Below are 15,925 nucleotides of genomic sequence, written 5' to 3' on the forward strand. Positions count from 1 at the left end.
CTGACGTGAGTAACGACAAAACGGGTGAAAAACCCGTTCGCCGAAAGACCAAGGGTTCCAGTCCAACGTTAATCGGGGCTGGGTGAGTCGACCCCTAAGGCGAGGCCGAAAGGCGTAGTCGATGGGAAATTGGTTAATATTCCAATACTTCTGTGTAATGCGATGAGAGGACGGAGAAGGTTAAGTCAGCCTGGCGTTGGTTGTCCAGGTGGAAGGATGTAGGTATGTATCTTAGGCAAATCCGGGGTACTCTATACTGAGATCCGATAGCAAGCTGTACTTGTACAGCGAAGTGGCTGATACCATGCTTCCAGGAAAAGTCTCTAAGCTTCAGTTACACAGGAATCGTACCCGAAACCGACACAGGTGGTCAGGTCGAGTAGACCAAGGCGCTTGAGAGAACTCTGCTGAAGGAACTAGGCAAAATGGTACCGTAACTTCGGGAGAAGGTACGCTGTTGTTGGTGATGGAACTTGCTTCCTGAGCTGATGACAGCCGCAGAAACCAGGCCGCTGCAACTGTTTATTAAAAACATAGCACTCTGCAAACACGAAAGTGGACGTATAGGGTGTGATGCCTGCCCGGTGCTGGAAGGTTAATTGATGGGGTTAGCGTAAGCGAAGCTCTTGATCGAAGCCCCAGTAAACGGCGGCCGTAACTATAACGGTCCTAAGGTAGCGAAATTCCTTGTCGGGTAAGTTCCGACCTGCACGAATGGCATAATGATGGCGGCGCTGTCTCCAGCAGAGGCTCAGTGAAATCGAAATCGCTGTGAAGATGCAGTGTACCCGCGGCTAGACGGAAAGACCCCGTGAACCTTTACTGCAGCTTGACACTGAACTTTGACCTTACTTGTGTAGGATAGGTGGGAGGCTTTGAAGTTGGAACGCTAGTTCCAATGGAGCCGTCCTTGAAATACCACCCTGGTAATGTTGAGGTTCTAACTCTGTCCCGTTATCCGGGACGAGGACCGTGTCTGGTGGGTAGTTTGACTGGGGCGGTCTCCTCCTAAAGAGTAACGGAGGAGTACGAAGGTGCGCTCAGCGTGGTCGGAAATCACGCGTAGAGTATAAAGGCAAAAGCGCGCTTAACTGCGAGACCCACAAGTCGAGCAGGTACGAAAGTAGGTCTTAGTGATCCGGTGGTTCTGTATGGAAGGGCCATCGCTCAACGGATAAAAGGTACTCTGGGGATAACAGGCTGATACCGCCCAAGAGTTCATATCGACGGCGGTGTTTGGCACCTCGATGTCGGCTCATCTCATCCTGGGGCTGAAGCAGGTCCCAAGGGTATGGCTGTTCGCCATTTAAAGAGGTACGCGAGCTGGGTTTAGAACGTCGTGAGACAGTTCGGTCCCTATCTACCGTGGGCGCTGGAAATTTGAGAGGATCTGCTCCTAGTACGAGAGGACCAGAGTGGACGAACCTCTGGTGTACCGGTTGTGACGCCAGTCGCATCGCCGGGTAGCTATGTTCGGAAGGGATAACCGCTGAAAGCATCTAAGCGGGAAGCCTACCTCAAGATAAGATTTCCCTAGGAATTTATTCCTCTAAAGAGCCGTTCGAGACTAGGACGTTGATAGGTTGGATGTGGAAGCATAGTGATATGTGAAGCTGACCAATACTAATTGCTCGTGAGGCTTGACTATACAACACCCAAGCAGTTGTATATAAAGCATCAATCGATTCATAAATCTACAAAGCAACTTGATTTAGTTATTCCACTAGATAAAATGAACACAGTCAGATTCAATCAGCCCAATCTGTAAAGATTTGGAAAACGCTTCGGCAGTCAATAAGACCAAAGCAAGTATCCATAAACAGTTGTGCTGGCGACCATAGCAAGAGTGAACCACCTGATCCCTTCCCGAACTCAGAAGTGAAACCTCTTAGCGCTGATGGTAGTGTGGGGTTACCCATGTGAGAGTAAGTCATCGCCAGCTCATTATTCTAAACACCCCAATCTCAAAAGAGGTCGGGGTGTTGCTTTATGGGCGGTAAATCAATCAGAAAAGAAATATTTAAATATAGAGCTACAAATCATTTTTGGATGCTTACTCGGTTCTATGGATATAATGAGGAAGTTTTTTATTTTTGGTGTCCCCGTGAAAATTAATTCTTTCTCTCCCATATCTGAAGACGATGAAGAACTTTCTCTTCCAGAGTTGATCTATTGGGCATCTTTAGGTGATCTAGAACAAGTAAAACAATTATTAATAGATGGAGAAGACCCTAATCAGACTGATGATGAAGGGTATACTGCTCTACAAGCAGCGGCTGAGAATGATCATTTAGAGATAGTGAAGCTCTTAGTTGAAAAAGGGGCGCATGTCACTTATAAAAGCGAATATACAGCACTACAGCTTGCAGAAATGGCGGGTAATACTGACATAGTGAATTATTTAAAAAGTTTATAAAATTAAAAAGCCCCTTTTATTTGAAAAAGAGGCTTTTTGTTCAATTTAAGACAAATGATATTTCTGTAGTTTCTCGACAATTGATTGAAGCCCTTTTACTTCAAATTCATTGGCTTCGAACTTTTCATCTTTATTGCGTTTAAAGATATCTCGTATTTCTATTACAGCATTTGGGTCAACAATACTTAAACTTGAAGTGACTTGGCGTATTTGGCTAATAGAACGAGAGCCATTTGTTGAGCCATAGCCAATAAATGCGGCTGGTTTGCCACTCCATTCTTTACCAACATAGTCGAGTGCATTTTTTAAAGCTGGACTGTAACCATGGTTGTACTCTGGGCTAATAAAGATAAATGCATCAGCTTTGGCAATTTTATCTGCCCATTCTTGTTGTTTAGGTTGATCATAAATACCTGTTGCAGGTGGGTGAGAGCCTGAAAATAACGGTAAATTCCACTCTTTTAAATCAATTACTTCTGTCTGGAAATCTTCTAGATTAAATGATGGAATTGCTGTTTCTAACCAATTGGCAATTTTAATAGCTGTGCGTCCTTCACGAACACTTCCTACGATGATATAGACCAGCATATATTTTTCCTACGGATTTTTATCTTTATAACTTAATTCATTACCTAGAACGTGAGAATATAGAATTTGTAAGGATTCTTATGACCCATAAAAGTTAAATAATAAAAAAGCCCTCAATCGAGGGCTTTTTTTACATCAACTTAATGCCTTGCTGGCCAGCTGGAGTTACTTTGAATATCTCTACTTCAAAAGTAATATTTTTGCCAGCTAAAGGGTGGTTGAAATCAATTTCAGTAATATCATCATTCACTGACTTCACGACACCAAATAAAGTTGCTTTTGCTTTATCTTCAAACTCGATCATGTGACCAGGAATAGGTCGTTGTTCAAATTTAACTGTATCAAAAGTTTGTATATTTTCAGGGTTCCAAGGACCAAAAGCATCTTCTGGTGGAAGATGTACAGTACGTCGATCACCTGCACGTAAGCCGAATAAGGCTTTCTCAAAACCTGGTAACAAGTTACCGTCGCCAATAGTCAAGCTAACAGGTTCTTCACGGCTCCGTGTATTGTCAATTTCTACGCCATTTTCAAGAGCAACAGAAAAGTGTAGGTCAACTTTAGAACCGTCAGTAATACGAATTTCTTCATTAGGTTGAATAATTTCGGTCATATTATGCATCCGAATTTTTAGGTCTTTGCTTCTCAAGGAAGAATGTATCGATGAGTAGCAAAATGGTACCTAGAGTAATGGCACTGTCCGCTATATTAAAAGCTGGAAAGTGATGATTTTGGTAATAAACATGAATGAAATCGACCACATACCCTAAAGTAATACGGTCAATTAAATTACCTAATGCTCCACCTAAAATTAAAGCGATAGCTACAGGTAGCACCACCATTTTTTTAGGCATACGTAGCAACCAAAATACAAAAAGTATTGAAACTAAGCCTGCCAAAGATGTGAAGAAATAGCGTTGCCATCCTCCAGCATCAGATAAAAAGCTAAAAGCTGCACCATAGTTATGTAATAGTGTCCAGTTTAAAAATGGAAGTACAGGTACAGGATCTGCGTAGTTCAGATGTGTACTTGCAATCCATTTTGTCCATTGATCCAACACAATGGCAAGGACAGAAAGTCCAAGCCAAATGAGGTTGTGCGGATAAAACTGGAATAAGCCTTTTTTAGCTTGTGAATTAGGCATATTTTCTCACTTCGCCACGACCAGTGACGTTCACAATACAACGACCACATAAACCAGGATGATCGGCGTGTGTATTCACATCAGGAAGGACATGCCAGCAACGTGCACATTTTTCACCTTCAGCTGCAGATACTTGTACACGTAAGCCTTCCATTTCAGTTGCTTCACCTTGTTCAGCAAATGGATGTACTACTACTTGCGAAGTAATAAGAACAAAACGGAGTTCATCAGCCAGTTGGTTTAAAACTGTTTGTAATGATTCATTTGCCCAAAGTTCAACTTTGGCTGAAAGATTACTACCGACAAGTTTAGCGTTACGAGCTGCTTCAATCTGTTTATTTACTGCAGATTTTACGCTAATCAATGTTTGCCAATCTTCTTCAGAAAGCAAGTTTGCTTTTGATGAAACAGGTAGATCATACCATTCAGCTGTAAATACATACTTTTCAGTTTGTTCTGGAATAAGTGGCCAAGCTTCTTGAGCAGTGAAGCTTAAGATAGGGCTCATCCAGCGCACAAATGCTTGTACGATATGGTAAAGCGCTGTTTGTGCAGAACGACGTGCTTGTGAGTCAGCCTTAGTGGTGTATTGACGGTCTTTGATAATGTCTAGGTAGAAACCACCTAAGTCATTAATACAGAAGCTTGTTAATGCGCTACACACGACATGGAAGTTCATTTCTTCATAGGCCGCGATAATAGTTTGTTGTACTTCATTCGCACGTTGTAAGATGTATTGATCAAGAGCAATAAGGTCATCTACTGCCAGAGCATCTGTACTTGGTTTGAAACCATTTAAGTTTGCAAGCAAGAAGCGGAGCGTATTACGAATACGACGGTAGCTATCACTTACACGGCTAAAGATTTCTTTTGATGCTGCAATTTCATAGCGATAGTCGCTAGATGCTACATATAAACGTAAGCCATCGGCACCCAGTTGTTTGATAATTTCTTCAAGCGGAATATAGTTGCCTAAAGATTTCGACAATTTACGGCCATTTTCATCCACTGTAAAACCATGAGTTAACAAGGCTTTATATGGCGCACGGTTATGAATTGCCATAGAGGTTAATAAAGAAGATTGGAACCAGCCACGGTGTTGGTCTGAACCTTCTAAATATAAGTCAGCAGGGCTTTCTAATTCTTCACGTTGCTCAAGTACAGCGTAATGTGTTGTTCCAGAGTCAAACCATACATCAAGCGTATCACGAATAGCATTGTACTGTTCAGCATCTTCACCAATGAAGTCTTTTGCATCACGGTTAAACCATGCATCGATACCTTCTTGTTCGATAAGTTTTGCAACTTCTTCAATGAGTTCAGGCGTACGAGGGTGCAATTCATTCGTATCTTTATGAACGAAGAAAGGAATTGGCACACCCCAAGTACGTTGACGTGAGATACACCAGTCCGGACGGCCTTCGATCATTGATTCAATACGGTTTTTACCCCAGTTCGGTACAAACTCGATATCGTTTTCAATCGCGTTAAGCGCACCATCACGTAAACCTTTTTGATCCATGCTGATAAACCATTGTGGTGTAGCACGGAAAATAATCGGAGTTTTATGGCGCCAGCAGTGTGGGTAGCTGTGTTTAATTGGTTGATGAGCCCATAAGCGACCTACAGCACCTAAAGCTTCGATAATCTTTGGATTGGCTTTATAGATGTGCTCACCAGCAAAGATTGGTGCAGTTGGTAAGTAAACTCCGTTACCACCCACTGGATTTTCAACTTTCAGGTTGTATTGAAGACCTACTTTATAGTCGTCTGCACCGTGGCCAGGCGCAGTGTGTACCGCACCTGTACCGCTTGTTGCGATAACGTGTTCACCTAAAATAACCGGAACTTGACGATCGGTAAGTAAAGGATGTTGTAAAGTAAGGTTTTCAAGAACTGAACCAGTGAAGTCAGCTAAAACAACTGGGTTTTCAAGCTTGTAACGCTCAATTGCAGAAGCAACTAAGTCTTTAGCAAGAACAAAGTTTTGCTTACCGCGTTCAGTAGTCACTTGTACCAATTGATATTCAATTTCGGCATGCAATGCAACTGCTTGGTTCGCTGGTAATGTCCAAGGAGTAGTGGTCCAGATCACGATATCAGTTGGATCTTGAACATCTACATTTACACGAGCGCTTAAGTCTTTTAAATCTACAACGCCAAAACCAACGTCAATTGCGTCAGACTTTTTATCTTCGTATTCAACTTCAGCTTCAGCAAGTGCTGAACCACAGTCCATACACCAGTTCACTGGCTTTAAGCCCGGCTGGATATGACCATTTTTTTGGATTAAACCTAAAGCACGAACGATATCGGCTTCTTGTTTGTAGTTCATGGTGAGGTAAGGATTATCCCAGTCACCTAAAATACCAAGACGTTTAAAGTCAGTACGCTGTAAATCAATTTGCTTTAGCGCATATTCACGGCAGTGTTTACGGAAAGTGGCTGCATCAACTTTTTCGCCCACTTTACCTACTTTTTCTTCAACTTTTAGTTCGATTGGCAAACCGTGACAGTCCCAACCTGGTACATATGGCGCATCGAAACCTGCCAAAGTACGGCTTTTTACGATGACGTCTTTGAGTACTTTGTTAACCGCATGACCCAAGTGAATTGTACCGTTCGCATATGGAGGGCCATCATGCAAAATATATTTTTTCTTGCCAATACGCGATGCACGAATCTGCTGATAAATGTTGTCGGTATACCACTCTTCTAACCATTTCACTTCACGTACTGCCAAATTTGCTTTCATTGCAAATTGAGTATCCGGCAGGTTTAGCGTGGCTTTGTAGTCCACTGCATTTTCAGTAGTTTGCTTATCGCTCATGCAAGTTGTCTTCCAGTTTAATCAGCTTGGGAGCCGACATGTTTTACAATCAAAATTCGAATTAAAAAGGAAATTGTGTCGTGTCGTTACGATATTGTCGTAATTGCTGCACGTCATTATCAATTCCTGCCTTAAGTGCCTCAAGCGAAGGGTAGTTCAATTCACCATGAAGATAGTGAAGAAAAGTCACCCGCATAAATAAGCCATACAGATTAGCAGAAACATCAGGGAAATGTACTTCTAATCTCCACTCTGGATGCTCTTGCTGGATGGCCGGACGAGTACCGACATGACCTGCACCATAGAGGCTGTTTTCATGATATCCGGCAATTCCCGGTTTTTCAGGATCATCCTGAAGCACTTTTTGAGTTAGCGAAGTTGTTTCGCAAATGACTTCAACGCCATAAATACCATTTAAACAAGGCTTATGGCGGTTTAGACGAACATTAATCGTTGGAAAATCTAAAGTTCGTCCAATTTGGTCGCCATATTGAACACGTCCGGTAATACTGTACGGACGGCCTAATAATTTAGCTGCTAAAGCGAGATTGCCCACTTGAAGCACTTGGCGAATACGAGTTGAACTGACGCGTTCACCTTCGAGTTCAATCGTATGTAAATTTGTGACTTGAAATCCGTAATTCTTTAAAAATTCGCTGTTACCTTGACGGTCTTTGCCGAAATGAAAGTCATCTCCTAAAACCAAAGCTTGAGCATTTAATTTGTCTTTTAATAAATCTGCAAACTCAGAAGCACTCATGCTACGGAAATGCTGGTCAAACTTGGCAACCGCAATGTAATCCACCCCAAGTTCAGCTAGATATTCAACTTTTTCCCGTAAGGAATTAATACGAGGCGGGGCATCGTAGCCTTTAAAGAACTCAAGCGGTTGGGGCTCAAAAATCATGACCAATGTTTTTAAGCCTTGTGCTGCAGCAATTTTTTTCAGTTGAGCAATCATCGCTTGGTGACCTAAATGGACACCATCAAAATTACCAATAGTTACCGCTGTTTGCGGCAACTGGAAATTGGGCGATAACGCATTAAGACGTAGCAGTTTCATGAACTTAAAATATGGCTATTTTTGCAAGGGCTATATATTGCCATAATCTCACAGATTCGTCTTGTTGTTGTGTTTTTACTCAGGTATTTTTCAATATGAATATCTTTTATATCTAAAAAATTGATGAATTAAATAAAAATAAATCAGTTTTTCTTATTATTAATTTATCCTACTATAGTTTCATCCACTCTTTGATTAGAGACTTAAGATGAAAAGACCCTTTTACCAATTAAATCAAAGTAAAGATGTTATACGGCATTTTACCCCAAATTGGTTTACAGCAACTATGGGTACTGGTGTGGTGAGTATGATTTTAATTCAGCTTCCATTTGCCAAATCATTTTTATTTATGCTGGCGACACTGTTATGGCAATTTAATATTGTTCTATTTAGTGTTTTTTCAGGTCTTTATTTATTGCGATGGTTTCTTTTCCCTCATGAAGCGAAGCAAGTATTTAATCATCCAAATATGAGCTTGTTTTTAGGCGCTATACCGATGGGACTTGCAACCATACTAAATGGCTTTTTAAGCTTCGGAATCGGGCTTTATGGTGAAGTAGCAATCCATATTGCCCAAGCTTTATGGTACATCGATGTCTTTTTAGCGTTAGCAATTGCGTGGATCGTACCATTTTGCATGTTTAGCCGTCAGAATCATCAGCTACATACCATGACTGCAATTTGGTTGTTACCTGTTGTTGCTTGTGAAGTCGCTGCAAGCTCTGCGGGCATGTTGGTTGCACATTTACCAACAGATTTTCACAGCTTTCATTTATTGTTAGCGGGATATGTACTCTGGGGAATTTCTGTATTACCTGCATTTGCCATTTTAACGATTTTAATGTTGCGTATGGCTTTGCATCAGTTACCAGAAAAAGAAGTCGCAATTTCTAGCTGGTTATCTTTAGGCCCAATTGGCACAGGTGCTTTAGGTCTATTGTTGCTAGGTGAACAGGCAAAAAGAGTATTGGTAAATGTTGACTTTTCTGAGTTTGCCCATGTATTTCAAGCATTAGGCGTTGTGGGTAGTCTGGTACTTTTAGGGTTCGGGTTATGGTGGCTAGGTCTTGCGATTTTAACAACACTTCGTCATGCAAAAACAGGTATTCCGTTTAACTTGGGTTGGTGGGGTTTAACTTTCCCATTTGGTGTGTTTATTTTGGCTTTATTTAATCTAAGTCTTCAGATTGAAGTTATATTTCTACAATACGTTGCTGTGGCATTCAGTATTTTATTACTTGTAATGTGGAGCGTAGTAATGAAGAAAACCCTAGCTGGCGCATATAGTGGCAAGCTGTTCTTTTCTCCATGTTTGGTAGCTTTACAAGAAAGAATGCAGTAATGGTGAAAAGGTGCAAAAAAGCTTTTGCACCTGATTTATACTTATTTTCTAATTTATTAATCTTGAATTGAGCCTTTTTGAATGAACAAAGATATCGCTTTAATTATGGCACTTCCTAATGAATCTAAAGGTTTATTTGAGCAAGCAGGTATTGAAGTCCATTACAGTGGTATCGGTAAAATCAACGCTGCCTTTAAAGCATTTGAAGTTATTCAAAAAACAGGCTGTAAAACTCTAATTAACTTAGGTACAGCTGGAAGTTCGTCTTTTAATCGACATGATTTAGTTGAAGTAAAAACCTTTGTACAACGTGATATGGATGTTTCACCATTAGGGTTTGAAGTAGGTGTAACGCCGTTAGATGATCATTTACCGGCAGAGATTCATCTTCAACCACATTTTGCTGATTTGCCAAAAGGAATTTGCGGGACAGGGGATTCATTTGAAACTGGCCAGCCAAAAGTCGCGTGTGATGTGGTGGATATGGAAGGGTATGCTTTAGCCAAAGTTTGCCACAAGCTAGGTGTACGCCTAATTTCGGTGAAATATATTACTGATGGCGCAGACGATACCGCTCATTTAGATTGGGAAGAAAATTTATTATTGGGTGCGCAAAAGCTCTTGGCTCTTTATCAAAATCATTTTTAAAAAAGATCGGCAAATTTGCCGATCTTTTTTATTTTAGCGAGGTAATACGCCGTAGAGCATCATATGTACTGTATGCTCAATCGAGCGTTGGAACATACTGCGGTTACGAAGCGTTTTCCCGGTTACCATTTCCATTTGAGTCGCAAAATCGGCATAATTTTGTGTAAGCCCCCAAATATTGAGAATTAAAAGCTCCGGGTCGATATCCGGTGAAATTTTTCCTTCTTCTTGCCATGTCTGAATAACCTTAGCTTTGCGCTTAAATAGCTTTTTCAAAGGCCCTTTCAGTATAGGCAAAATGTGCGGTGCCCCTTGGATAATTTCCAAAGCAAATAATCGCGAAGCTTTTGGTTGGCTACGAGAAAGTTCGATTTTTTGTATTAAGTAGTGAGACAAAGCTTCGGCTGGTTCTAACTCAGCTTCTAAAGTTTGTAAGGGAGCAAGCCATTTTTGTAAAACTGTGGTCAGCACTTCCACATATAAAGACTCTTTATTTTCATAGTAATAGAAAATATTCGACTTATGCATGTCAGCGAGTTGGGCAATTTCATCCAGACTTGCACCACTGAACCCATATAGTGAAAACACATCAAGGGCGGCAGCAAGAAGCTGATTGCGCTTTTGAGTACTCTTCTTTTGTTCCATTTGCTGCATAAATTAAAAAGATAGTGCTCCCATTGTAAGGTAAATCGTTTGATTTGTGCACAGGTGTCTCACTTTTTTAGTGAAAAAACGGATAGTTATTTGAGCAATAGATATACTATTGTGCAAAAAATAGAGAGATTCACTAGTTTATTGTTATTCTTAAAAATATTTTTTTATATTCGCCCCAAAAAAGAGCAATAAATCATCAGTTTTATTGCTCATTAAGTGGGCATTTTGTTGTTGAAATGGTTCTCATTACTCATCTCAACCTTAAGTTGCTAAGACTGCGTCGAGTACTTGTTGTTCAAGCTGGGCAAAAGTGATGCTCTTTTTACGCGGACGTGGCAAATTCACTTGAAAACTTTGGGCAATTTGGCCCTTATCTAATAGGATAATACGGTCGGCCAGTTGCACTGCTTCACTTACATCGTGTGTGACCAAAATGGCAGTAAAACCTTGCTCTTTCCATAAACGTTCAATCAAGCTTTGCATCTCAAGGCGGGTGAGCGCATCTAATGCACCCAAAGGTTCATCTAGCAGTAAAATACGGGGAGTATGAGATAACGCACGAGCTAGGGCGGTACGTTGTCGTTGTCCACCAGAGAGCTGTGAAGGCCATTGTCCCGCTTTTTCTTTTAAACCTACTTTCTCTAATAATTCTTCTGCTAAAGCATGTTGCGATTTTGGTAGCCCAAGTTGAACATTTTGAAGAATATTTCGCCAAGGAAGTAGGCGTGGGTCTTGGAACATAACCCGAATATCATCGTTAGTAATTCCTTCGCGTAAATGTCGGGCAGATTTAAACTTGATCTCACCAAAACTTGCTTTTTCAAGTTGGGCAATTAAGCGTAGTAAGGTACTTTTACCGCAGCCACTACGACCAACAATAGCTAAAAATTCGCCCGGTTGAATATGTAGGTTAAGATCTTCAAGAACTTTAACCTCACTATAAAACTTATAAAGCTGTTCAATCAGAATCTCTGCACCTACTACGGGTTCTTGTGACTCTGGATGATTTTCTGGAATGAGCTCTACGTCATTCTGATTAATATTTAAATTCAGATTTGTCATATTTTAAGCTCCTTTATTTTTGATAACCGGCATGCCAGCGTAGTAAATAACGTTCCAAAAGTTGTGCTAAAACATCGGCTAACTTACCTAATAGGGCATAAAGAAGAATACCGACGAGTACCACATCTGTTTGCAAAAACTCACGCGCATTCATGGTCATGTAACCGATACCTGCTTGTGCTGAAATAGTCTCAGCTACAATGAGTAACACCCAAACCAAACCTAATGCAAAACGTAAACCAACTAAAATAGAAGGCATCGCACCCGGTAGAATAATTTCTCTGTAAAGCTGCAAACGGGAAAGGCCATAGCTTTTACCCATCTCAATCAATTGGGGGTCGACTGAACGAATACCGTGATAGGTGTTGATATAAATAGGGAAGAAAACACCAACTGCCACCAAGAATAATTTTGCTGTTTCATCAATACCGAACCACAAAATCACCAATGGAATAAGTGCAAGAGCCGGAATATTACGAATCATTTGCAAGGTCGTATCGAGCAGGGTAGAAGCGAAACGTGAAGATCCATTGAGCAGACCTAATAGCAAACCTAAACCGCCGCCGATTAGAAGGCCAAGCAGTGCACGACCAGCACTTACTTTAACGTGATGCCATAGTTCCCCACTCACCAAAAGATGCCAAAATGCCGAAACGACAGCAGTCGGGGCGGGCAAAATACGGCTTTCTAAAAGACCCGAAGTTGAGGCAATTTGCCAAACAACCAATAGAAGAATAGGGAAAATCCAAGGCAGCAAACGCTGCCCGATTTGTTTTGTTCCACGTGAAACCACACTTTCAGCTTTACTCATGCAGGCTCCTTGACGGAACTATTTTGTTTCTTCTCGTCTGGAACGTAGTTGTTGGCAATAATTTCACCGAATGGACCGGTTAAATTTGGCTGAGCAAGTTTAGCGCGAGTTTCAATTGGTAATAACGGGAATACTAACTCTGCAAAACGGATTGATTCTTCAAGGTGTGGATAGCCTGAGAAAATGAAGGTATCAATACCAAGGTCTGCATACTCTTGAATACGAGCAGCAACTGTTTCTGGGTCACCTACAAGTGCCGTACCTGCACCACCACGAACTAAACCAATACCTGCCCAAAGGTTCGGAGAGACTTCTAGCTTGTCTCGGTTGCCGCCATGTAACGCGGCCATACGTTGTTGGCCTACAGAGTCCATTTGTGCAAATTTTTTCTGTGCTGCAGCAATAGTTGCATCGTCTAGATACTGAATAAGTTCGTTAGCAGCTGCCCATGCTTGTTCGTTGGTTTCACGAACAATGACATGTAAGCGAATGCCATAAGTTAATTTACGGCCTTTAGCCTCCGCTTTTGCACGAACATGTTCGATCTTTTCTTTCACGGCCGCTGGCGGTTCACCCCAAGTGAGGTAAGTGTCCACTTGCTCAGCCGCAAGGTCGACCGCGACGTCTGAAGAACCGCCAAACCAAAGAGGTGGGTAAGGTTTTTGAACAGGTGGATAAAGTAGTTTTGCATCATCGACTTGTAAGCGTTCGCCGTGGAATGTAAAAGCTTCACCTGTATGTGAACGCGTCAAAATTTCGCGCCAGATTTTTACGTATTCATTGGCAGTTTGATAACGCGTTGAGTGATCTTCATATAAACCGTCACCGCGTAGTTCTGCTTCATCGCCACCTGTTACCAAGTTGAGTAACACACGACCATTGGACAAGCGGTCAAAAGTTGCAGCCATACGCGCAGCTAAAGCTGGTGTTGTTACACCCGGACGTAACGCAACTAAAAATTTAAGGTGCTGAGTTGCATCAATTAGGCTCGCCGCCGTAATCCATGGGTCTTCACATGAACGGCCCGTTGGAATAAGTACACCTTCATAACCCAAATTATCTACTGCCACAGCAATTTGCTTCATATAGGCATGGTCAACCTGACGAGCGCCTTTACTTGTACCTAAATAGCGACTATCACCGTGGGTAGGAATAAACCAGAAAATTTTCATGTGCATTACCTATATGTCTATTGAAATTACTTGGCACCCCAAACAGCTTGTTTAATGCTGATTGGTTTTGGAATGATGCCTTGTTGAGTAAAGATGTCTGCAAGCTGCTGCTGTTCAGCAATAACTTTGCTGTTAAGAGGAGCTGCTGCTGATGGACGTGGACGACGTTTAATGAATAAGTCACTGGTTGCAGGTTTTAAGCCTGTACTTTGGCCAATCGCACTTGCTGTTTCTGCTTGATGGCTTTGAACCCATTTGTCAGCTTGATTGATCTGCTTGATGAGTCCTGGAACAGCTTTTGGATATTGCTTAACAAAATTTGGAGCGGCTAAGTAAAAGGTGTAGTTCGGGCTTAGGCCTTTACCAGATGCAAGAACACGAGCTTGGTCTTCTAATTGTGCTGAAGCGTAGTAAGGATCCCAAATTGCCCATGCATCAACGGCACCTTTTTGGAATGCAGCGCGAGCATCGGCAGGTGTGAGCCAAATTGGCGTAATGTCGCTCCATTTTAAGCCCGCTTTCCGCACAGCCTGTACAAGTAGGTAATGTGAGCTAGAACCTTTTTGTAGCGCAATACGTTTGCCTTTCAGGTCTTTAAGTTGAGTAAGCTGTGAGTTTTTTGGAACTAAAATTGCCGACGCTAAAGGTTTAGCTGCTTCATAAGCAATATAATATAAAGGCTTGCCAGCGGCTTGAGCATAGACTGGTGGCGTGTCTCCAGTAACGCCAACATCGAGTGAGCCAACAGCCAAAGCTTCTAAAATTTGAGGGCCAGCGGGAAATTCATTCCAAGTGATTTTGGCATTCGGAAATTCTTGTTCAAATAGTTTTTGTTGCTTGGCAATCGCGAAGTTAATCGAGCTTTTTTGGAAACCGATACGCAGTTCTTTTACAGTTGGGTCAATTGCCCAAGCAGGCGCTGCGATTGTTAAACCAAATACAGCGAGCGCGCTAAAGCGCTTAACTAAATGAGTCCACTGACTCTTCTTAAATAATGACTGATCTTGCATATTGATACCCTTGTTCCCTTAAGGCAAGGCACAGCATTTATATCGTTATTTAAGCTGTGCCAAAGCCAGGTTTATTTCAGTTTTAAAATGGCTTCTTGTATGGTGAGCTTGTTGGGAATGAGCTTTTGCGCGTAGAAGGCATCAGCTACATATTGTTGTTCTTGGGCGACCTTGTCAGATATTGGCTGAACTCCAAAACCCATTCGCGAAATGGACGTTTTGAGTACATCAAACTCAAGTGCCGTAGGTTTTTCGAGTAATTTGGCAGCCTCATCTTGGTGTGTGCTGACCCATTCAGTTGTCTGATTTAACGTTTGCACAACAGTGTTGAGTACTTTCGGATTACTTTCTGCAAATTTACGATCAGCCAAGTAAAACTGATGATTGCTCACCAAATTTTCACCAGTCGCTAAAACACGAGCTTGAATTTGATGTTCAGCTGCTGCAAAGAACGGGTCCCAAATCACCCACGCATCGACAGCGCCTTTTTCAAAGGCAGCACGTGCATCTGATGGAGGTAAATAAACAGGTTGAATATCACTTAAGTTCAAGTGATTTGCTTCTAAAACTTTTAATAAAAGATAGTGAACATTCGAACCTTTATTCAGTGCGACACGTTTGCCTTTTAAATCCTGAATAGAGTGAATAGGAGAGTCCTTTTGTACCAATAATGCTTCTGCTTTTGGTGCAGCCGGTTGGTTTGCAATATAGACTAAATTGGGATTGGCCGCTTGAGCAAAAATAGGAGGTGCTTCGCCTGCTTCACCCAATGAAACGCTTCCGACATTTAGACCTTCAAGTAATTGAGGTCCCGCAGGAAACTCAACCCATTTCACTTGTACACCTTGGTCTTTTAGTGCTTTTTCCAAGTCACCACGTGCTTTTAGAATAGGAAGGATGCCATATTTCTGGTATCCAATATTTAGAGTTGTGGTGGTGTGTTCCTCTTTTTTGGCACAACCACCTAGCATCATCACTCCCGCAAGGCTGGCAGCAATGACTGAATATTTTGCCCATGAAGTGGAATTAAAAAGTGCCATGTGGTTTTGTGCTCCCCGAAAGAGAAAAAGAAAAATAATTGGATGAGCAGATACCCTAAAGGGATTTTTATTCCATAAAAAATAAGTATTCGGTCTTTATTTATGCAAAAAAAAGCTAAAAACTTTCGGCGATAAACTTATGCA

The 15,925-nt window shown here is 41.6% G+C and carries 14 protein-coding genes and 2 rRNA genes; 5 read left to right on the forward strand and 11 right to left on the reverse strand.

Annotated elements, in window-relative coordinates:
- From J582_RS0104930 to J582_RS17375, 3 genes are all read left to right on the forward strand, one after another.
- Nucleotides 1-1,648: ribosomal RNA gene (locus tag J582_RS0104930) — 23S ribosomal RNA — on the forward strand; the annotation flags it as partial.
- 179 nt (nt 1,649-1,827) lie between these two features.
- A 5S ribosomal RNA gene (rrf, locus tag J582_RS17370) occupies nt 1,828-1,942 on the forward strand.
- A 123-nt stretch (nt 1,943-2,065) separates the two neighbouring features.
- Nucleotides 2,066-2,416: an ankyrin repeat domain-containing protein gene (locus J582_RS17375; RefSeq protein WP_025469575.1), complete on the forward strand. Its 351-nt coding sequence runs from the start codon at nt 2,066-2,068 to the stop codon at nt 2,414-2,416.
- Nucleotides 2,417-2,461: 45 nt separating this feature from the next.
- Here the strand turns inward: J582_RS17375 and J582_RS17380 are convergent, their stop codons facing one another.
- The 5 genes from J582_RS17380 to ribF all read right to left on the reverse strand — a co-directional run bounded on the left by J582_RS17380 (nt 2,462) and on the right by ribF (nt 8,042).
- The gene (locus J582_RS17380) at nt 2,462-3,004 is read right to left on the reverse strand and encodes an NADPH-dependent FMN reductase (RefSeq protein ID WP_004884038.1); all 543 of its coding nucleotides are present in this window, start codon (nt 3,002-3,004) and stop codon (nt 2,462-2,464) included.
- A 130-nt stretch (nt 3,005-3,134) separates the two neighbouring features.
- Nucleotides 3,135-3,617, reverse strand: a complete 483-nt coding sequence (locus J582_RS17385) for an FKBP-type peptidyl-prolyl cis-trans isomerase (protein WP_004884037.1) — start codon at nt 3,615-3,617, stop codon at nt 3,135-3,137.
- 1 nt (nt 3,618) lies between these two features.
- On the reverse strand, nt 3,619-4,149 hold the full coding sequence (lspA, locus tag J582_RS17390) for a signal peptidase II (protein WP_001133879.1): 531 nt from the start codon (nt 4,147-4,149) through the stop codon (nt 3,619-3,621).
- Nucleotides 4,142-6,979, reverse strand: a complete 2,838-nt coding sequence (gene ileS / locus J582_RS17395; protein ID WP_032048296.1) for an isoleucine--tRNA ligase — start codon at nt 6,977-6,979, stop codon at nt 4,142-4,144. The genes lspA and ileS overlap by 8 nt, the downstream gene beginning before the upstream one ends.
- A gap of 61 nt (nt 6,980-7,040) precedes the next feature.
- Nucleotides 7,041-8,042 carry a bifunctional riboflavin kinase/FAD synthetase gene (gene ribF / locus J582_RS17400; RefSeq protein WP_032048297.1) on the reverse strand — a complete coding sequence of 334 codons (1,002 nt, stop codon included), beginning with the start codon at nt 8,040-8,042 and terminating at the stop codon, nt 7,041-7,043.
- 208 nt (nt 8,043-8,250) lie between these two features.
- Here ribF and J582_RS17405 point away from each other — a divergent pair, with 208 nt between their 5' ends.
- Nucleotides 8,251-9,384 carry a TDT family transporter gene (locus J582_RS17405; protein ID WP_032048299.1) on the forward strand — a complete coding sequence of 378 codons (1,134 nt, stop codon included), beginning with the start codon at nt 8,251-8,253 and terminating at the stop codon, nt 9,382-9,384.
- 81 nt (nt 9,385-9,465) lie between these two features.
- A complete protein-coding gene (locus J582_RS17410) occupies nt 9,466-10,032 on the forward strand; it encodes a 5'-methylthioadenosine/S-adenosylhomocysteine nucleosidase (protein ID WP_004884033.1) in 567 nt (188 codons plus the stop codon).
- 33 nt (nt 10,033-10,065) lie between these two features.
- Here J582_RS17410 and J582_RS17415 read toward each other — a convergent pair whose 3' ends face one another.
- The 6 genes from J582_RS17415 to J582_RS17440 all read right to left on the reverse strand — a co-directional run bounded on the left by J582_RS17415 (nt 10,066) and on the right by J582_RS17440 (nt 15,781).
- Complete coding sequence (locus tag J582_RS17415) at nt 10,066-10,686, reverse strand: TetR/AcrR family transcriptional regulator (protein WP_002050490.1); 621 nt, start codon at nt 10,684-10,686, stop codon at nt 10,066-10,068.
- Between the two features lie 261 nt (nt 10,687-10,947).
- Nucleotides 10,948-11,748 (reverse strand): ABC transporter ATP-binding protein, encoded by an 801-nt coding sequence (locus tag J582_RS17420; protein WP_004884031.1) that lies wholly within the window; start codon nt 11,746-11,748, stop codon nt 10,948-10,950.
- Between the two features lie 13 nt (nt 11,749-11,761).
- A complete protein-coding gene (ssuC, locus tag J582_RS17425) occupies nt 11,762-12,559 on the reverse strand; it encodes an aliphatic sulfonate ABC transporter permease SsuC (protein WP_004884029.1) in 798 nt (265 codons plus the stop codon).
- Nucleotides 12,556-13,731 (reverse strand): FMNH2-dependent alkanesulfonate monooxygenase, encoded by a 1,176-nt coding sequence (gene ssuD, locus J582_RS17430; protein WP_000689549.1) that lies wholly within the window; start codon nt 13,729-13,731, stop codon nt 12,556-12,558. The genes ssuC and ssuD overlap by 4 nt, the downstream gene beginning before the upstream one ends.
- A 26-nt stretch (nt 13,732-13,757) precedes the next feature.
- On the reverse strand, nt 13,758-14,741 hold the full coding sequence (locus tag J582_RS17435) for a sulfonate ABC transporter substrate-binding protein (protein WP_004884025.1): 984 nt from the start codon (nt 14,739-14,741) through the stop codon (nt 13,758-13,760).
- A 71-nt stretch (nt 14,742-14,812) separates the two neighbouring features.
- Nucleotides 14,813-15,781 (reverse strand): sulfonate ABC transporter substrate-binding protein, encoded by a 969-nt coding sequence (locus J582_RS17440; RefSeq protein ID WP_004884023.1) that lies wholly within the window; start codon nt 15,779-15,781, stop codon nt 14,813-14,815.
- Nucleotides 15,782-15,925: the final 144 nt, after the last annotated feature.

It is taken from the genome of Acinetobacter sp. 1566109, assembly GCF_000582255.1.
In the GTDB taxonomy this organism is placed as follows: Bacteria; Pseudomonadota; Gammaproteobacteria; order Pseudomonadales; family Moraxellaceae; genus Acinetobacter; species Acinetobacter nosocomialis.